This window comes from Paraburkholderia sediminicola, from assembly GCF_046027355.1.
In the GTDB taxonomy this organism is placed as follows: domain Bacteria; phylum Pseudomonadota; class Gammaproteobacteria; order Burkholderiales; family Burkholderiaceae; genus Paraburkholderia; species Paraburkholderia sediminicola_B.
Map to the genome: position 1 here is coordinate 1 of NZ_JAQQEK010000026.1, position 16,899 is coordinate 16,899.

Below are 16,899 nucleotides of genomic sequence, written 5' to 3' on the forward strand. Positions count from 1 at the left end.
GATCCCGGGCCCCCCCAAAAACCCCCCGGGGGGGCCCCCCGCGCCGAAGTACAGCGCGGCGGCCGCCACCAATCCCCACACTGGAATACCGCTTTTCCTCATGCTCAAGGTCGCCCCACCGATCGCCCGATTGCAGAATGACCGCCGATCCCGACGTGCAGAGCGGCGTCCCGGCGGTCGCCACTAGCGATCATCATCCCATGCGCGCTAGCACGATCAACGTGACCGTGACGACAATCGCCCCGCCGATGCGGGTGGCGATCTGCGCAAACGGCATCAGTTGCATGCGGTTGGCGGCGGTGAGGATGGCAACGTCGCCGGTCCCGCCCTGTCCGCTGTGACAGGCGTTCACGATCGCCGTATCGATAGGGTACATCTTCAACATGCGCCCGACCACAAACCCGGTCCCCATTAGCGTTGCCACCGTCGCGACGATGGTGATGATGTTGGCTAGCGTGAACGCCGCCATCAGTTTGTCCCACGGCGTCATCGCCACGCCGATCGCGAACAGCAACGGATAGGTAACGGCCGTCGAGAAGAACTTGTAGACGACAAAGGCACCTTCCTGCAACGGCGGCGACACTGCCCGGGCGAGCTTGACCAGCACCGCGAGAAACAACATGGCCACCGGCGCCGGCAGCCCGAACATATTGCGGCACATCAGCCCCAGCAGGTACAGCGTGATGGCGGTGATTCCCGCTGCCGCGATATGGGAGACGTCGACATGTCCGCGAATTTCCTCCTGCACCGGATCCATTTCGTCTTCCTCTCCGACTTGCAGACGGCCTTGACCCGTGAGATGCGGAAAGCGTTTTCCGACCATGTCGAGCGCGCCTGCAAGGATGATCGCGGTGAGACTGCCGAGCATCACTGGCGGCAGCACCTGGGCGAACAACTCGCCCTGCGGCAGGTGGAGGATTTCCGAATAGCCAATCGACAAGGGTATCGCGCCTTCGCCGATGCCACCCGCCATGATCGGCACCACCACATAGAAGAACGTATGGCGCGCGCCGAGACCCAATGCTGTGCCGACCAGCGTCCCGACAATACCTGCCGCGACTGAACCGAGGGCGAGCGGAACGAAGATCTTGATGAAGCCCCGGATCAGCACGCGGCGGTCCATGCTCAGAATACTGCCCACGATAATCGAGGCGATGAACAGGTAGAGGAAGTTGGTCGACTTCGTGAAGTCCGTCGTAAGCGTGAGGATCGGCTTGGGCAGCAAATGGTAGTAGGTCAGCGCCGAGGGGATGAAGGTCGCGAAGATTGCGGCCGCTCCGATGTTTCGGACGATCGGCAGGCGCTTGCCGATCTCCGCGCAGGTGAAACCGAAAAAGGCCAGCACGGCTATCGCCATCGAGATCTCGCCCGGCACCTTTCCGGTGATCGCGAAACCTGCTATCAGCGCAAGCAGAATGACGTAGACCGGCAGCGGAATAATACCGATCCGGTATTCCATCAGCTTCCACCAGCCCTCAGGCCAGAAGTGCGGCTTGATTTGGGGTTGCTGCGCCGGCGCCGGATGTGATGTGTGTGAAGTGATTTGCACGAAGCGTCTCCTCGCGGTTGAAGACCGGTGCTGCATTGCTATAAAGCAGTCGAATGCGGCCCGGTCCTGGTCTGATCAGTGGATGGTAGTGGCAGCCTTCAGCCCGTTCAAGCGACGATTCAAGCGACGAACCGGACGTTGGCCTGAGGCGTGCGAGTGTCGAGATTTCGACCGCGATTCAGGTGGTCGTCAATCTCCGCGGCGCAGCCGATCATCCGGCCATACAGGAACACAGTGAAGGCAGCGGTCTCGAGTGCTTCATTGGAGAAGTCGCCCGCGCGATGGCGCGCCCACAGCATCTTTAGCAGCACCGAAGCAATCACTGCATCGACGTTGACCGCGAACACGTTGCGCGTCACGTTCTCGTCGTAGAGCGCCTGCACCAGCTCCCGATAGTAGTGGTGGAACACGTTGTATTCGCCCCGCTCTTCGAAGCGCTGACGTACGAACACTTCACGTGGATCGACGTTGACGGGCTTGCCCTTGAACACCGGATGGTTGATGCAGGGCAGCGCGGTCGCCTGCTGTGCGCCGACCTCCTTGCGCTGTGTCCGCTCCTCGCCATAGGCACGTGCGAATCCGGCGGCCATCGCCTTCAGGTCGATACCGTGCGCCGGGTCGCCGGGATCGGATATCGCTATCGCCTCGAAGCGCTCGAGCAGGAACGCCACGCCTTCGAAGCCATTGCCGCCATGTGCGTAGCCCGCGTGCGTGAGAAAGCCAACCATTGCCTTGTTCAGTTGCACGCGCTCCGGCGTCTCGGGACCGTCTGCCGATACCGCGCCCTTCGCTCCCTGCGCGGAGATCGCCCCGGGTCCGTTAGTGAGCAGCAGGCCCACGAGTGTCTGGAATCCGAAGAGCTCCGCTTCATCGGGCTTGCCCCCGATCAACGCGGCACACGCAACATCGGTTAGTGAGCGTTGTCCCAGCACCTCGTCCATCGCGATACCGCAGAAGCGCCCCACTTCATGTTGGCCCGCATCGACCGACGCGCCGATCAGCGTTCCGAACAGGCGCATCCACCATGGCAGATTTTCAACGGTCATCCGCGATACGCGCTTGCGCATCAACGGTCCCCACGCGAGCGTCGTGGTGATGGCAGCCAGCACGGCATCGGAACTCGGATGCCCGTCGAGGCTCTGTAAATAGCGGATGAACACGGACTGCGCTTCTCTTTTCGTGAGACCCGCGAGCATCGCCGTGGCCTTTTCGTCAGGCGCATCGCACGTGAGCAACGTGCTCGCCTCGGCATCCGGATGCATCGACGTGACGTCGAAATCTTCGTCAAGCGCATCACGCAAGCCCGCCGCGGTGCCGAGTTCGACCAGCGCCCGCGCGGCCCGGCGCGCGCCGTCCGCGCGACGCGGGCCGACAATGCTCACCGCCGCCGCGAGTACGCTGTTTGGCGCGTTGCCCGCGTCGCGTGCAGCCTGCGCCGCTGCAAGCGTCGCGTCGCCATGCAGATTGAGCTCGGCTCCGACCGCGACGCTGACAAGCCTGGCGTCGTTCACGCCTCCCGGCTCGTGCAGCAGCGCGAGACAAAGGTTACCCTCGAGCGAATACTGCGCGGCCTGCAGCACCGGAACGCCATGCAGGCTCGTCACCTGCGTGTCCGGGTCCATCTGCGATGCGCCCGAAGCGTCCTTCATGTTCTGGCGCGGCAACACGATGCCGACTTGCTGGTTCAGTGTGGCGATCTGCGCGTCATACGGCGACAGCGCCGCGACAACGGGCAAGTCGAGCTCGGGCGGCATGGCAATTCCGTTCGACGAACGAAACCACGGTTTGAGCGCGAGACTCCCTTCCGGCTCGAAATCCGGCCGCGCGCCGTTCTCGCGCATGACCGCGGTCAGGGCGGCCGGAATGTAGGCGATGTTGGTCACCAGCGCGCCCCTTGCACTGCATACCGGATCGTCCGGTGTGAAGGGCCGGTCGACGCCAAACTTCTCCATGAACCAGCGCTCCTTGGACGCCGCGTCGTCATTGCCGCCGGCCAATGCTCCCGCATGGCCGACGGCACGTGTCAGCTTCTGCTTCCAGCGGCCGACCACGCACGCCACCACCGGTTTGCTGAATTCCGCTTCGAGCTCGTAGTACCCGCCCGGCTCCGAGTACAGGACGGCCGCTTTGCTGCGCGCGTCATTGGCGAGCGCGAACGCGAACTCCGGCGCCGCGAAGTGGATATAGACGTCCTTGCCGCTCGACATGAGCGTGGTCGTCCCCCACCCGGCCATTCGCAGGTAGGTGGCGATCGTCGTGGTGAAGTTGCCCGAGTTGGAGAAGATCGCGATCGACCCTTTCTTTAGCGCCTCGTCGGGACTATCGCCGCCGAGTGCACCGCCGATGCGCACGCGGTTCCATGCATCGGCGATGCCGAGGCTGTTGCCGCCGAAGATGTCAATGCCGTTTTGCTGCCCCATCGCCCGTATCTCGCGCGAATCATGCACAGACAATTTCTCCGTGACGATGAAGATCTTCTTGAGTTCGGGGTTGACGCGAATCAGTTCGGCCACGCCATCGCGCGCGGCGGATGGCGGCAAGTAGATCACCCCGCAATTGAAACGGTGGCCGTCCTGCAGCCCCTCCAGCACGCTGTTGTACACGGGGATATTGCCAAGCGAAGTCTCGAGCACCTGTCCGCGTCGCCCGGGCGATGTGCCGAAAACGACGTTGCCACCCGAATACACGTGGCCCACCGGCGTGACCTGCCGCGACTCGCCGCCGAGTATGTTCAGCACGCACACGCGGTCCTCGCGGCTGGCCGCCTGCGCGAGCGAACTGATGCCGACGTAGTATTTGAAATCTCCCGCACCTTGTCTGTACATGGTCTTCCTCCAGATTGATCTATGCGCTCGAGTTGTGGCGGCTCATGCCTGAGCGGGCGCGCTTTGCGCACTATTGAGCCGCGCGGCGACCTGTTCACGGCCTCCTGCCTTCATCCATCCATCCGCTGCCTTCGCGTACTGGATGACTTCGCTAATATCCGAATCGAATCCGAAAATGCTGTACGGCAAACCGAGCGCATCGCAGGTATCGCGCATCGCACCCATGCCGCGCACGAGATTCGGTCCGCCGCGCCCGATCACAACGTAGAGCGGCGTCGGCCCGTTCTTGCTGAAGTGCTCGCGCAATGCATCGGCCATGGCGCGCAAGGTCTCGAAGATATCGGTGTTGTTCGACTTCCCACCGATGATGAACAGTACGTTGGTCTGCTTCAGCCAGTGCTTGAAGCAGATACGCGCCACTTCCTTCATCTTTTCGTACGGCGGATTTCCACCAAAGTCCGAGGAGATGATCGCGTCGTCGCCGAGCATCTCCGACACCAGCGAGTTCGCTCCGCCGCCAAAAGTCGGCGCGAGGATGGTGCCGCTTTCGTTGATCACATAGACGTCGCTTTGGCCCTGGTAGGTCCGCAACTGGTTGATCTCCGATTCGAAATCGGAATAGTCGACCGAGAACACATGCGCGGGTATGTCGAGGCGCTGCCAGCGAACGTCGTCGCGGTCAAAGCCGCATTTGAAGTCGCAGGCGACGGGCGTTAGCCGGCCGTCGCGACCCGGCTGCATGCGAATCGGATTCAGTTCGAGCGTAGTCATGCCGAAGTTGTGATACAGCTCCCAGAGCTTCGGCAGGTGTTGGACCAGCGGTGAAATGATCTCCTTAGGCGCATTCAGGCGTGACAGCGCGTTGGCGACGACGAACGCCTTCAGGCCGGTTAGCGGATCGAATGGCACGTGCGCGATCATGCTGGGGTCGAGCTCCTCGATGTCGACGCCGCCGTGATGCGTGATCGTCATCGTCGGCGCCCTGAAACGCGTCGAATCGGTGATCGAGAAATACACTTCATGCTGAGCCGGCACGGCGCCCTCGAAGGTCACGCCATTGGCCTTGGCAGTCTGATTGCCATGCCGGTGTTCGGCGAAGTACAGGCGCTCCTTCTCCTTCAATGCGGTTTTCAGGTCGCTCGCGCGCCCGATCAGTCCTGCCTTGCCCTTTTTGCCTATCCCGCCCTTGAACATCGGCTTCACAAACACTGAACCATAACGATCGATCAGAGCCTTGATCTGCTCTTCACTCGCGTCAGGGCCGAGCACTTCGGCAGTTGGAAAGCCGCCGAACTTCAGCAGTTTTGAGCCGTACAACATTCCGGTGACTTGCATATCGTCTCCTTTCGGGTTGCTTCCTGAATGAAACTGAGAGCTGGCAGCGTCGGGGGCATGCATTGAAGAGCCCATTGACGAACGCATCTTTCCCGCCGGCCGCATAAGGCGGTCGGAGCTGAAGTCGGCTGGGAAAAGGTGAATGGCGGTGTGCTAACGCCGCGCGTTTGCGCAAGAGGGAATCAATCGAATCATGGGTGTCGTCTCCGTGGTCGCGCCCTGGACGGACGCCTTGATGGCGTTAAACGCCTATGGCACGAACGAATGCAAGGCCCGTGCCAATGATCGACGGTTGTCAGACACACGTATGTCTTTGATTTATTTGGTTTTGATGCGTATCGAAAATGCCGGTTCGGCGGGGAAAGTCTCGAACTTCAGAATTCGCCGGCGGCGCAGGCTTAAACTTCATCCACCAGAGAAAGCCAGCGGACATACATTGACTGCGGTTCGGCGCGCGGGGTGGAACATGGTGCTCCTGCCGATGCAGGTCGGTTGACGGGCCCTTGACGCGACGACCCGTCGCGATCAGTCAAGCACACGCATCGCCGCACAACCGTCGAGCCAGTCGAGCACGATACGAAACACGTCGTCGCTGTTGGTATCCATCATCATCATGTGCGTGTTGCCGCGCATGCCGAGCGCCGGCAGATCAATGCGTTCGCCTCGTCCGCCCGCTGCATTCCAGGCAGCCATCGAGGCGTTCGCGCGAGCAGAATGCGCACGCCACGCTTCGTCTTCATCGATGAAGTCGCCGAACACGACGAGCGCCGGCGTGCCCTGCAAACCCGCATCGAACGAAGCGGGCACGCCGTGCGGTTCCAGCGCGATGCATGCGCGCACCTGGTCGCGCGCCGCATCGGCCGCATCGAATACGAGCCCGCCACCCTGGCTAAAGCCGAGCAGCACGCACGGTCCGATACGTGTCACCACATCGATCAGCGCCTGCCGTTGCAGCGCCATCGTGCCAGGCCAACGCGGCACCGTTTGCGCTGAAAGACTGCGCAGCGCATCGAGCGGGAAACGGTGGCCGGCGTAACCGAAGCGGTAGATCTTCGCGGACTCCTCGTCGCTGCGCGACAACGGCTGGTCGGGCCAGATATCGTCGAGCGCGCAGAATCCCGCGCGTCCGCGTTCGACGTTATCCACGACGTACACCGACACGCCCTCTTCCAGCAGTCGCTGGAGCCAGCCGGGCCTGCCGTCGGGCGTGTCTTCCCACATCGCACCCGTCAGACCGCCGCCATGCATCAGCACGAGCGGCACCGGATAGCGCGGCGTGGCCTGCAGGAAGTACTGCACGTAGGCCGCCTCGATCCAGTAAGTGCCATTCGGATCGTAGTCGCGCGTCGATGTCGAAGACAGCGTGACCCGATACGGCGTCCGCCCGCTCACGCTCACACTCCGCCCGCCGACGAAGAAGCTGCCCGTCTTGCGCAGCGTGATCATCGGCCGCACCGGTTCATGCCACGGCTCGCCTGCCTGCCGCGCTTCGTGTTCATACGCGCACCGCACTGAGCGTTTCAGCGGGAAACAATTCCTCCGGCTTCAGCAGCCGATGGCACACGCCCTGCTCATAGCCGAACTCGAGGAACGCTTCGAGCGTCGTGCGGTTAGGCTCGAGCCCGTATGGCCAGATGTCCGCGCCGAACAGCGCTTGCGCTTCGGCGACACGCGACGGCATCCACGGCAGCGGAAAATGCGAGCAGGTGATATCGCTCAGCCGGTAGAGGCTGTTGCGCTTCGCCTCTTCAAAGGCCTTTAGCAGATTGCCGGCAATCCAGCGGTGCTTTTCGAAAGTCTCGCGGCGCAGCACGATCAGATGCATGATCGGAAAGATCCGGGTCGCCTCGTAGTACGCGCGTTCGGCATCGACGAATTCGGGGTAAAGCCGCACGATCTCGTCCGCGCGAGCGCTGTCCGGCTCGGGCGGACGCGCGCTCATGACCGCATCGATCTTGTCGTCGAGCAGCAGCGACGTCAACGAATGCCCGGGCTCCGATCGATACGACACGCCCTCCGGCACCCGCACGTCGACCTTTTCCTTACGCCCCGCCTGGTTCACACCGCCCTGCACCCATTCGATCTCGGACAGCGGAATACCCAGCGAATGCGCGATCCAGCCGCGCGAATAGATCGCCGCGGTTTGCGCCCATTCGGGAATGCCGATGCGTTTGCCGCGCAAATCCTCCGGACGTCGCACCGCGCCGCTGCGGCGCACGTAGAGCGACGACTGCCGGAACGAACGCGACGGAAACACCGGCAAGCCGACGAGGCGATCGTCGCCTTGCGAACGCAACGACGAGTATTTGCCGAACGACATCTCCGAGATGTCCCACTCCTGGAAATGCGTGGTGCGATAAAAAATCTCCTCGACGTTCAGGATCGAAGGCAGCAGTTCGATGCCTTCGGGCTGCACGCGCCCGGTGACCAGATCGCGCACGTGGTCGTAATCGCTGACGGCGAGGCTCAGGGACAGTCTTGACATAAGGGTTCTCGTAGAAGCAAAAATTTCAATGGGCGTTGGTCACGACCGCATGCGGTTGCGACGGACCGACGGTCAGCACCAGGGTCGCCGTCATCAGCACGGCCGCGCCGATCGCGACGAACATGATGCCCGGACCGCCCGACCACTGCTGCAGGAGGCCGGCCACGGCCGGGCCGAACATCGCGCCGACGCGCGACAGTCCGAGGAATATGCCGACGCCCGTGCCGCGCATTTCGGTCGGATAAGCCGACGCGACGAGGTTGTTCAGCACCATCTGCGAGCCGACCACGAAGGCGCCCGCGCCGGCCACGGCAAGCAGCGTGGTCGTGCGGTCGGTCGCCCAGGCCAGCAGCGCGACCATCGCCGCGCCGAGCAGATACGACAGCGCGAGAACCTTGCGGCGGTCGCCGACGCGGTCGGCGGCGAAACCGGCAATCAGTCCACCCGCCACCGCCATGCCGGCGAACAGCGAGCCGTAGGCGAAGCTCGAAGACAGATTCTCGCCGCGCTTGAGCATGATGGTCGGCAGCCAGCCCGACAGACCGTAAGCGGAGAACAGGCTCAACGCGCCGGCGGCCCAGAAACTCAAGGTACGAAGCCGGTATTCGTGTGCCAGCAACTGACGAAGCGGACTCTTGTGCGAAAGCGTGCCGCCCGCGGCGAACTCGCCCACATCGTACGCAGCGGCGCGTTCCGGACGCAACTTGTAGAGCAGCGGCTTCAACTCCTCCCACCGGCCTCGATTGGCGAGAAAGCGCGGCGACTCCGGCAGCCATAGCTGGATCGCCATCGCGAACACCAGCGCAATGCCGCCAACGTAGTAAAGGCTCTGCCATCCGTAATGCGGCGTGAGCCAGGCCGCGATCAGCCCCGCCGACGACGATCCGCTCACCCATCCGAGCGAGAAGAACACGATCGTGAAGACGTTGGACGAGCGTGTCGGCGCGATCTCGTTGATGTAGGTGACCGCGAGCGGCATCAGCAGGCCGAGTGCAAGGCCCATCGTCAGACGCAGTGCGATGTACGACGCGAGGTCGTGCGCGAATAGCGCGATCGCAAGGCTCATCACACCGGAGCCCCAGCAGCCGAGCAGCAGGATCTTGCGGCGCCCGAAGCGGTCGCCGAGCAGACCGCTGACGGCCGACCCGGCGGCGAACCCGGCAAGCCCGCTCGACAGCATCACGCCGATCCGCACCGGCGACAAGCCCCACGGTCCCGCCACGTAGTGAACGATATACGCCGAGTTGTACAGATCGTAGCCGTCGAACAACAGAATCAGCGAGATCAGGATACCCAGACGAATATGGAAGCCGCCAAGGCGCGCCTCCTCCAGTTCCTGCCGGACATCGATGCGGCTGGCCGGCATCGACACTTTAAGTTGAGCCATGATCTTCTCCGCTCTCAGAAACTGTGTTTGATGCCGACCATCGCGCCGGTCTGGTTGCTGCCCGTCGTCACGTCGCCGATCGCGCGCACGCCGATGTTCAGGCCGTTGGAGTTGCTGACATACGAGACCTCCGCGTAGAGGTCGGTGCTCTTGGACAGAAAATAGTCGGCGAGCAGCACACCGCTCGATGTCTTCTGCCCGCTGCCGCGAATGCGCTCCTGATAGCCGCCCAGCGATAGCGTGAGCGGCGCGCTCGCCTGCCACGTGGCGCCCAGCCAGTACAGCAGCGAGCTTTGCAGCGCCGTGCTGTTGCGGATGTTGAGCCAGCGCGTGCCGACATACGCTTTCACCGGTCCGAACGCGTACGATCCGCCGCCCACCACGCGCATCTGCGTGACGTCTTGCGTGGCGATCGAGGTGCCCTGCATCTGGTCGTACGCGACCCCGACATTGGCGGGCCCGCCCGCGTATTGCAGCGCAAAGCTATATTCGCGACCGACCTTCGAGTGGCCGGGCACCTGCGCGCCGTTCACAATCGTCGAATCGAAGCCCGTGCTGTACAACGCGGCGAACGTCACACCCGAAAACCTCGCCAGATATCGCACCGAATTGTCCGCGCGGCCTACCAGCGTCGGATCGTAACCCTGCGCCGAATAGCTCGGATTGAAGTTGAGCGGGTCGTACACGTACATCAACTCGTAGATAAGATTGTACTGACGGCCAAGCGTCACATCGCCGTACGGTGTGCTCAAGCCGACGTACGCCTTGCGTCCAAACATCCGGCCGCCCTGTCCGAGCGCGCCGTTGTTGATCGAGAAACCGTTCTCCAGATCGAACACGGCCTTCAGTCCGCCGCCCAGGTCTTCCTGCCCGCGCAAGCCCCAACGCGAACCGGCGAGGCTGCCGGACTCCATGCGCACGGCGGTGCCGGAGGTGCCGTTGGGTCCGGGCACATGATTGATGACTTCGATACCGACGTCGGCGATGCCGTAGAGCGTCACCGAACTTTGCGCATGCGCGGCCGGGACGGCGGCGCATGACACGGTGAACGCCGCGAGGGCGTGGCGTTTCTTCACGTTTGTGTCTCCAGGGTTATTGTATTGATGTTTATTTTTTCGGATTCCGAATTGGCGTTACGGGACTTGGCAAACCGACTGCCGGCAAGATCGCACTACACGACACGGGCGATCCTGCCGGGATCAACGCGTCGTCAATCCAGCCGTGGCGGCTCGCGACGCGGCTGCGGCAGCGGCGCGCCGAGCCCCGCCTGCCTGGCGAGCGCGTACAGACGCAGACCGAGCGCAAGGTCCGACACGCCCATGCCCATCGCCTTGAACACCGTGATGTCGTCGGACGCCGCGCGCGCGAGACGTTGCGCGACCACGTCGCAAAGCGGCGTCACCGCGCTCCAGCCATCCCGCGCGCCGAACGCGCGCGCGAACTCCGTCGACAGCCGCTTTGCCGCGCCGAGGTCGTCGACCACGGCACGCGTGCAGCGGGCGAACACATCGTCGGCGAGTTCGATTCGTTCTTCCGTGATCGCCCCCACCGCATTCACGTGCGTGCCGTATGCCAGCGCCGCGGCCGGCAGAAACGCTTCGGTGGCGCGCGTCACGGTCGTGACGATCGGCGCATCGCGGACCGCGGCTTCCACTGAAGCCGCTTCGACGATTTCGATGTCGAACCTGCCGCGCGCCTGTTCGACGAACGCGCGGCGCTTGGCGGGCGTCGGACTGTACACGCGCACCAGCTTCAGCGGTCGCACCGCAGCCACCGCCGCGAGTTGCGCGAGCGCCTGCTTGCCGGTCCCGATCAGCGCGAACACCTCCGCATCGGGCCGCGCGAGCCACTTCGTCGCGACGCCCGAAATGCCACCGGTACGCATCTGGCCGAGCGCGAACGCCTCCAGAATCGCCCTCAATTGGCCGTTCCCGCTATCGAACAGAATCAGCAGCGGACACGCGCCGCCCTCCGTATGCGCCCAGGTCTTGGTGCCGACGATCCCGGCCTGCTGGTACGCCGCACCGATCGCGTGCAGATTGTTATGCTCCCACGCGACGTGCGTCTTGCCCATGTTGCGCGCCACCCCGCTCGCCTGCTGCGCGAGCCCGTCTTCGAGCGCCTCGATGGCGCCGGAGAGGTTCATCAGCGAAACGATCTGTTGCTCGGAAATCCACACCGGCGTGCTTGTCGCGCTCATTGCTCGCCCTCGAAGATGGAAGGCACCGGCGGCTTCAGCCCCAGCGTATTGACGGCAAGCGCATGCGTGACGTAGCGGCCGATCAGCATCACGAAGGCCATCGCTTCAGCGGGACTCAGCAAACTCGCGAGCGTGTCGAACTCCGCTTGCGCTTCGAGCCCGCGCGTGCGCAGCGCCTTGAGCGCATAGGTTTGCGCGGCCTTTTCGAGGTCGCTCAGTTCCGTTGCCGCGGCGGGATCGAGCCGGTTGACCTGCGCGATCCACTCGCGCGAAAAACCGAGTTTGTCGCTCAGCCGTTCGTGCTGGTGGCGCTCATAGCGGTTCTCCATGTAGCTCGCCACGGTCAGCGCGCCGAGTTCGGTCAGACGGTCGGGCAATGCGTGTTTGAGCGCATCGGTGAAATGCATGAATTGCAGCGTCACGTCGGGCGCATGCCCCACGCACTTGAACAGCTCGCCGAGATAGCGCAACCGCTCGACGCGCGGCGTCAGATAGGCGGCCAGATCGGGCCGCATGCCGGCCATCTCCAACCGTGGGATCCTGTCGCTCATCGTTGTCTCCGGGATCGTTGTGGTTCGGGTCGTCGCAACACGCTCAGAGCAGCCCGGCGCGATCGAGCACGCCATCGAGCCGCGCTTCGAGCTCGCGCGTGGCGGGCATCATCGGCAGGCGGTGCTCGTTGGCGGGGATCAGGCCCATCCGCTTCATCATGTACTTGATCGGGATCGGGTTCGTGTCGTAGAAGACCGACTGGTTCAGCTCGAACAGCGCGAAGTGCAGCTTGCGGGCGACCGCGTAGTCGTCACGCTCGACGGCTTCGACCAGATTGGCAACCTTGCGCGGCGCGAGGTTGCCGACCGCGTTCATCAGACCGCACGCGCCGACCGCGAGCATCGGATAACTCAACTCTTCGAGACCGACGAACACGCGCCAGTCCGGCCCGAACGCGTCGAGCATGTGCGTGACGAAACCCATGTCGTTGACCGCGTGCTTCATACCGGCCATGTTCGGCACGCGTTCCCGGATCGCCTTGACGGTCGCCAGATCCATGCTGACCGCGGCGCGCCCCGGGATGTGATAGATCAGCAACGGCCGTTCCGTGCGCGCGCCGATGTCCGCGTAATACTCGACGAGGCCGCGTTGCGGCGGACGGATGTAGTACGGTGTGACCACCAGCATTGCGTCGGCACCGGCCTTGTCTGCGTGCTGCGTCAACTCGACGGTTTCGGCATGCGACTGCGAACCGGTTGCGGCCAGCACCGGCACCCGGCCCGCGGCGGCTTCGACGGCCACGTCGACCAGACGGTTGCGCTCGGCGACCGTCAGCAGGCTCGGTTCGGCCGTCGTACCGTTGACGAGCACGCCGTGCCCGCCGTTGACGATCTGCCAGTCGACGAGCCGCGCATAGGTTTCGTAATCGACCGCCTGGTTGCGGAACGGGGTGACGATCGGCGTGATCGAGCCCTTCAGCCATGAGATATCGCGCATGATTCGGATTCCTTGTCGATGGCGCCGCTTACGCGGCCTTGGCGGAGTTCGCGCGATTGGTCGAAAAACCCGTCTGCGTACCGAGCAGCGCGGGCGGCTCCTTCAGGCTCTCCTGCCACAGCAGCGATTGCATGTAGATGTTCAGCGGCTGGTCCTGGATGGTCAGCTCGTACACGTAATCGTCGTACGACGCGTGGTTATGCACGGCCCAGCCCGGCGCCGACAGCATCAGGTCGCCGGCTTTCCACTCGTAACGGTTGCCCGCCACCATGCTGTAGCCGGAGCCGGAGAAGTAGTAGTTGATCGCCGACGACACATGGCGATGCGGACGGTCGACGATCTTCGGCGGGCGGATCGTCATCGTCGCGAAGAAGTTCGGCGTGATGCCGTTGGTGCGGCCCGTGACCGGGTTGTACATCATGTACAGCCGCCGGCCGACGTACTCGCTGCCGAGCGCCTCGAGCTTGTCGAGTTCGCTCTTCACCTGTTGCCACGGAAAGTGCAGCGGACGCGAGTCGACCACTTGCGGATTGATCAGCGTTTCGTACGGCATCAGCAGACCGCCGTCGTCGCCGATCGCAAACGTGCCGAACGGATTGCGGCGCTTCGGGTCGTCGCTCGCATGCGCGGTGACCGTTTCAGTCGGCACTTCGAGTTCGACGCCGAACTCGGGCACGTACACCTCCATGTGCTGCAGCAACGGGATGTTCGAATAGACGAGCCGCACCTGGATGTCGCTGGTGTCGTTCGTATGCGAGTACGCGACGAAGGCCGGATGATTCCAGACGTCGTATTGACGGAACGCGATGGTGCGGCCCGCGACGCGCGTCGAACCGCCGCCGCGTATGCAGAAATTCACCTCGGTCGCGTTGTGGCGCATCGACTCGGTGGTTTCGCCCGGCAGCAGCACCTGCAACGACACCTGAATGCCGGGCGCGAGTCCCGGCGAGCCGTCGCGCGCGGACGGATGAACGATCAGGGAATGACGGCGGCCGTCGGACGGCTTCGGCAACGCGGCCAGCCGCGCCACCTCCGCGTCGATCTGCTCGCGGCTCACGATAACGGGCGCCCAGTAGTGATTGTCGCGGGGGCGCTGGCCCGTCTGGTCGACGAAGCTTGCTTGCGCCGGACCGAATTCGCGTCTCAGGTCATGCATCGGAAGGTCTCCTCAAGGCAACTGTCCGAAGCTCAGCCGGACAGTCGCGGGAATGGAATCGAGGATTGAAAATTACTCGCCCGCGATTTATCAATCAAGATTGATATTTCAAATCAACATAAAATTGTTTTTGATTTCCGGTGGCGTTGCAATGGGGGTGAATGGCCCGTTCATCCGCATTGGTGTGGACTTTCAATCAGACGTCGCGTACCCTTTGGCGATGAATTTATATTGATTGTATTGATTCCATGACAACCAAAGATCTGATGACACGCGAGGAAGTGCTGGCGCGGCTCAACATCAAGCCGGCCACGCTTTACTCGTACGTAAGTCGTGGAATGATCGGCACCGCGCCGCACGACGACGGCCGCCGCAGCCTGTACGTGCGCGCCGACGTCGAACGCGTGGGCAGCCGCAAGCGCGGACGCATGCCGAAGGCCGCGGCGGCGGAATCGACCATGCGCTGGGGCGAGCCGGTGCTCGCGTCGGCGATCACGCACATCACGGCGCAAGGGCCGCTGTATCGCAACCGCTCGGCCGTCGAAATGGCGAAGGCGGGCTCGTCGTTCGAATCCGTCTCGCAGTTGCTGATGACCGGTGTCTGGCAGGACGGCGTCACCGCATGGGGCGCGCTCGACACGCCGCAAGCGGTGCTGCCGCTGTTCGGCGCCTATGCGGGCAAGCTGGAAGGCAGCGACATCGCCAATCTGCTCGGCATGGTGCCGCTCGCGCTCGGCATGCAAGGTCGCGGCGCGGCGGAAATCTCCGACGGCAGCGCCGTGCAGGCCGCGCGCCTCATCATGCAGACAATGGCGGGCTGCCTCGGCTTTCTGAGCAAGCAGCGCGCGTTCGTGATGCGCGAGCGCGGCGAGAGCCTCGCGGCCTATCTGCTGCGCGCGGCGGGCGGCACCTGCACGCCCGATGCGGTCTTCGCGATCAACGGCGCGCTCACCGTACTCGCCGACAACGAACTCGCGCCGGCAACCTTCGCCGCACGCGTCGCGGCGTCGACCAATGCCGATCTCTACAACTGCATCGCGGCGGCGATCGGCTCGCACGTCGGCTTCTCGACCGGCACCGCAACCGAGAAAGTGGAAACGCTGTTGTTGCGCGACGTGTCCCACTCCGACCCGGTCGCCCGCCTGCAGCTCGTGCGCGAAGTGGGCGCGAGCCTGTTCGGCTTCAACCATCCGCTGTATCCGGAGGGCGACGTGCGCGCCAATCTGGTTCTCGAACAGGTGCGCGCGCTGGCGAACGCGACGCCGGACACCGCCCCGACGCTCGAATTCCTCGCGCTCGCCGAGGAACGGCTGTCGATGCATCCGGGCGTGGCGATCGCGCTCGTCGTGCTGGCGCGTGCGCTCGGGCTACCGGACGGCACTGCTACCGCGCTCTGGATCATCAGCCGCACGGCCGGCTGGGTCGCGCATGTGCTGGAGCAGCGCGCGCAAGCCTTCCTGCTGCGGCCGCGCGCGAAGTACATCGCGGGATTGCGCATGTAGCCGCGCGATCGGCGGCGAAGTATTCAGCCGGGCGTATCCGCGGCGTTGTCGCGCGCCATCTCGGCGAGCAGCCACGTGCGAAACGCGGCGACGCGCGCGAGCGATTCCTCGTCCAGCGGATACACCAGGTAGTACGAGCCTTGGCCGCGTGCGGTATGCGGCAGCGCCTGCACGAGCCGCCCGGACGACAGCTCGGCCCGCACCATCGCGGGATCGACGACGGCCACGCCGAGGCTCTCGCAGGCGGCCTGAATCACCATGATGCGCGACGCGAGCAGCAATTGCCGGCCGCCGGCGGGCAGCGGGTCGCGCGCGGCATCCGCCCACAAGGTCCAGTCGTCCGGCCGAGTCTTTGCCGTGAGCAGCGTGAAGCGCGCGAGATCGGCGACGCTGGTTAGCGGACCGTTGGCCGCGATCGCCGCGGGCGAGCACACCACGATCAGCGACTCCGCGCGCAGAAAATCGCATTGCGCGCCGGGCCAGCGGCCGTCGCCGTATGCGATCGCGCAATCGAGCGCATCGCGTTCGAGATCCACCGGCGCGATCGACACGCGAATCTCCACGTTGGCGAATTGTTCCTGCACGGCCGTGAGTTTCGGCAGCAGCCAGTGCATCGCGAAGGTAGGCAGCGAATTCACGACCAGCGGCGCCGCGCGTTCGTTCGCCGCCACGCGCTGCCATGCCGACCACAGCCGCTGCAGGCATTGATCGACTTCGCCGTGCAGCAGCCGCCCCGCTTCCGTGAAGGCAAGGCCGCGGCCGGTGCGTGTGAAGAGCCGCGTGCCGAGCCGGTCTTCGAGTACGCCGAGTTGATAGCTCAGCGCCGATGGACTCAGGTGCAGTTCGCGCGCCGCGTGCACGAGGTTCAGATGGTGGCCGATCACCTGGAAGCTGCGCAGATGATTGATCGAGGGCAGCGTGTGCGTACTCAAGGGAAAGGCTCCGTCGACGAGCATCACGCATCGTACTCAC

Annotated in this window: 14 protein-coding genes; 2 read left to right on the forward strand and 12 right to left on the reverse strand. The window is 64.0% G+C overall.

The genetic code is table 11. The annotated features are described in order from the left end of the window. Positions 1-193 precede the first annotated feature (193 nt). The 3 genes from PQR42_RS33290 to PQR42_RS33300 all read right to left on the reverse strand — a co-directional run bounded on the left by PQR42_RS33290 (position 194) and on the right by PQR42_RS33300 (position 5,709). A complete protein-coding gene (locus PQR42_RS33290) occupies positions 194-1,549 on the reverse strand; it encodes a 2-hydroxycarboxylate transporter family protein (RefSeq protein WP_408219295.1) in 1,356 nt (451 codons plus the stop codon). A 119-nt stretch (positions 1,550-1,668) separates the two neighbouring features. After that, complete coding sequence (locus PQR42_RS33295; RefSeq protein ID WP_408389446.1) at positions 1,669-4,374, reverse strand: CoA-binding protein; 2,706 nt, start codon at positions 4,372-4,374, stop codon at positions 1,669-1,671. A 42-nt stretch (positions 4,375-4,416) separates the two neighbouring features. After that, positions 4,417-5,709: an ATP citrate lyase citrate-binding domain-containing protein gene (locus PQR42_RS33300; protein WP_408389444.1), complete on the reverse strand. Its 1,293-nt coding sequence runs from the start codon at positions 5,707-5,709 to the stop codon at positions 4,417-4,419. 193 nt (positions 5,710-5,902) lie between these two features. Here PQR42_RS33300 and PQR42_RS33305 point away from each other — a divergent pair, with 193 nt between their 5' ends. Continuing rightward, positions 5,903-6,205 carry a hypothetical protein gene (locus PQR42_RS33305; protein WP_408389442.1) on the forward strand — a complete coding sequence of 101 codons (303 nt, stop codon included), beginning with the start codon at positions 5,903-5,905 and terminating at the stop codon, positions 6,203-6,205. A gap of 29 nt (positions 6,206-6,234) precedes the next feature. Here PQR42_RS33305 and PQR42_RS33310 read toward each other — a convergent pair whose 3' ends face one another. From PQR42_RS33310 to PQR42_RS33345, 8 genes are all read right to left on the reverse strand, one after another. Next, positions 6,235-7,155 (reverse strand): alpha/beta hydrolase, encoded by a 921-nt coding sequence (locus PQR42_RS33310; protein ID WP_408494738.1) that lies wholly within the window; start codon positions 7,153-7,155, stop codon positions 6,235-6,237. 49 nt (positions 7,156-7,204) lie between these two features. Beyond that, complete coding sequence (locus PQR42_RS33315; protein WP_408389438.1) at positions 7,205-8,194, reverse strand: substrate-binding domain-containing protein; 990 nt, start codon at positions 8,192-8,194, stop codon at positions 7,205-7,207. A gap of 25 nt (positions 8,195-8,219) precedes the next feature. Continuing rightward, positions 8,220-9,581 (reverse strand): MFS transporter, encoded by a 1,362-nt coding sequence (locus tag PQR42_RS33320; RefSeq protein ID WP_408219313.1) that lies wholly within the window; start codon positions 9,579-9,581, stop codon positions 8,220-8,222. Positions 9,582-9,595: 14 nt separating this feature from the next. Continuing rightward, positions 9,596-10,657: a porin gene (locus tag PQR42_RS33325; RefSeq protein ID WP_408389436.1), complete on the reverse strand. Its 1,062-nt coding sequence runs from the start codon at positions 10,655-10,657 to the stop codon at positions 9,596-9,598. 134 nt (positions 10,658-10,791) lie between these two features. After that, complete coding sequence (locus tag PQR42_RS33330; protein WP_408389434.1) at positions 10,792-11,781, reverse strand: ornithine cyclodeaminase family protein; 990 nt, start codon at positions 11,779-11,781, stop codon at positions 10,792-10,794. Next, positions 11,778-12,332, reverse strand: a complete 555-nt coding sequence (locus tag PQR42_RS33335; protein ID WP_408219322.1) for a hypothetical protein — start codon at positions 12,330-12,332, stop codon at positions 11,778-11,780. The genes PQR42_RS33330 and PQR42_RS33335 overlap by 4 nt, the downstream gene beginning before the upstream one ends. A 43-nt stretch (positions 12,333-12,375) precedes the next feature. Next, the gene (gene dapA, locus PQR42_RS33340) at positions 12,376-13,269 is read right to left on the reverse strand and encodes a 4-hydroxy-tetrahydrodipicolinate synthase (protein ID WP_408389432.1); all 894 of its coding nucleotides are present in this window, start codon (positions 13,267-13,269) and stop codon (positions 12,376-12,378) included. A gap of 28 nt (positions 13,270-13,297) precedes the next feature. Beyond that, the gene (locus PQR42_RS33345; protein WP_408219328.1) at positions 13,298-14,425 is read right to left on the reverse strand and encodes a cupin domain-containing protein; all 1,128 of its coding nucleotides are present in this window, start codon (positions 14,423-14,425) and stop codon (positions 13,298-13,300) included. 266 nt (positions 14,426-14,691) lie between these two features. Here PQR42_RS33345 and PQR42_RS33350 point away from each other — a divergent pair, with 266 nt between their 5' ends. After that, entirely contained in the window at positions 14,692-15,927 is a 1,236-nt protein-coding gene (locus PQR42_RS33350) for a citrate synthase (RefSeq protein WP_408389454.1), read from the forward strand. 23 nt (positions 15,928-15,950) lie between these two features. Here PQR42_RS33350 and PQR42_RS33355 read toward each other — a convergent pair whose 3' ends face one another. Then, positions 15,951-16,859: a LysR substrate-binding domain-containing protein gene (locus PQR42_RS33355; RefSeq protein ID WP_408389430.1), complete on the reverse strand. Its 909-nt coding sequence runs from the start codon at positions 16,857-16,859 to the stop codon at positions 15,951-15,953. Positions 16,860-16,899 lie beyond the last annotated feature (40 nt).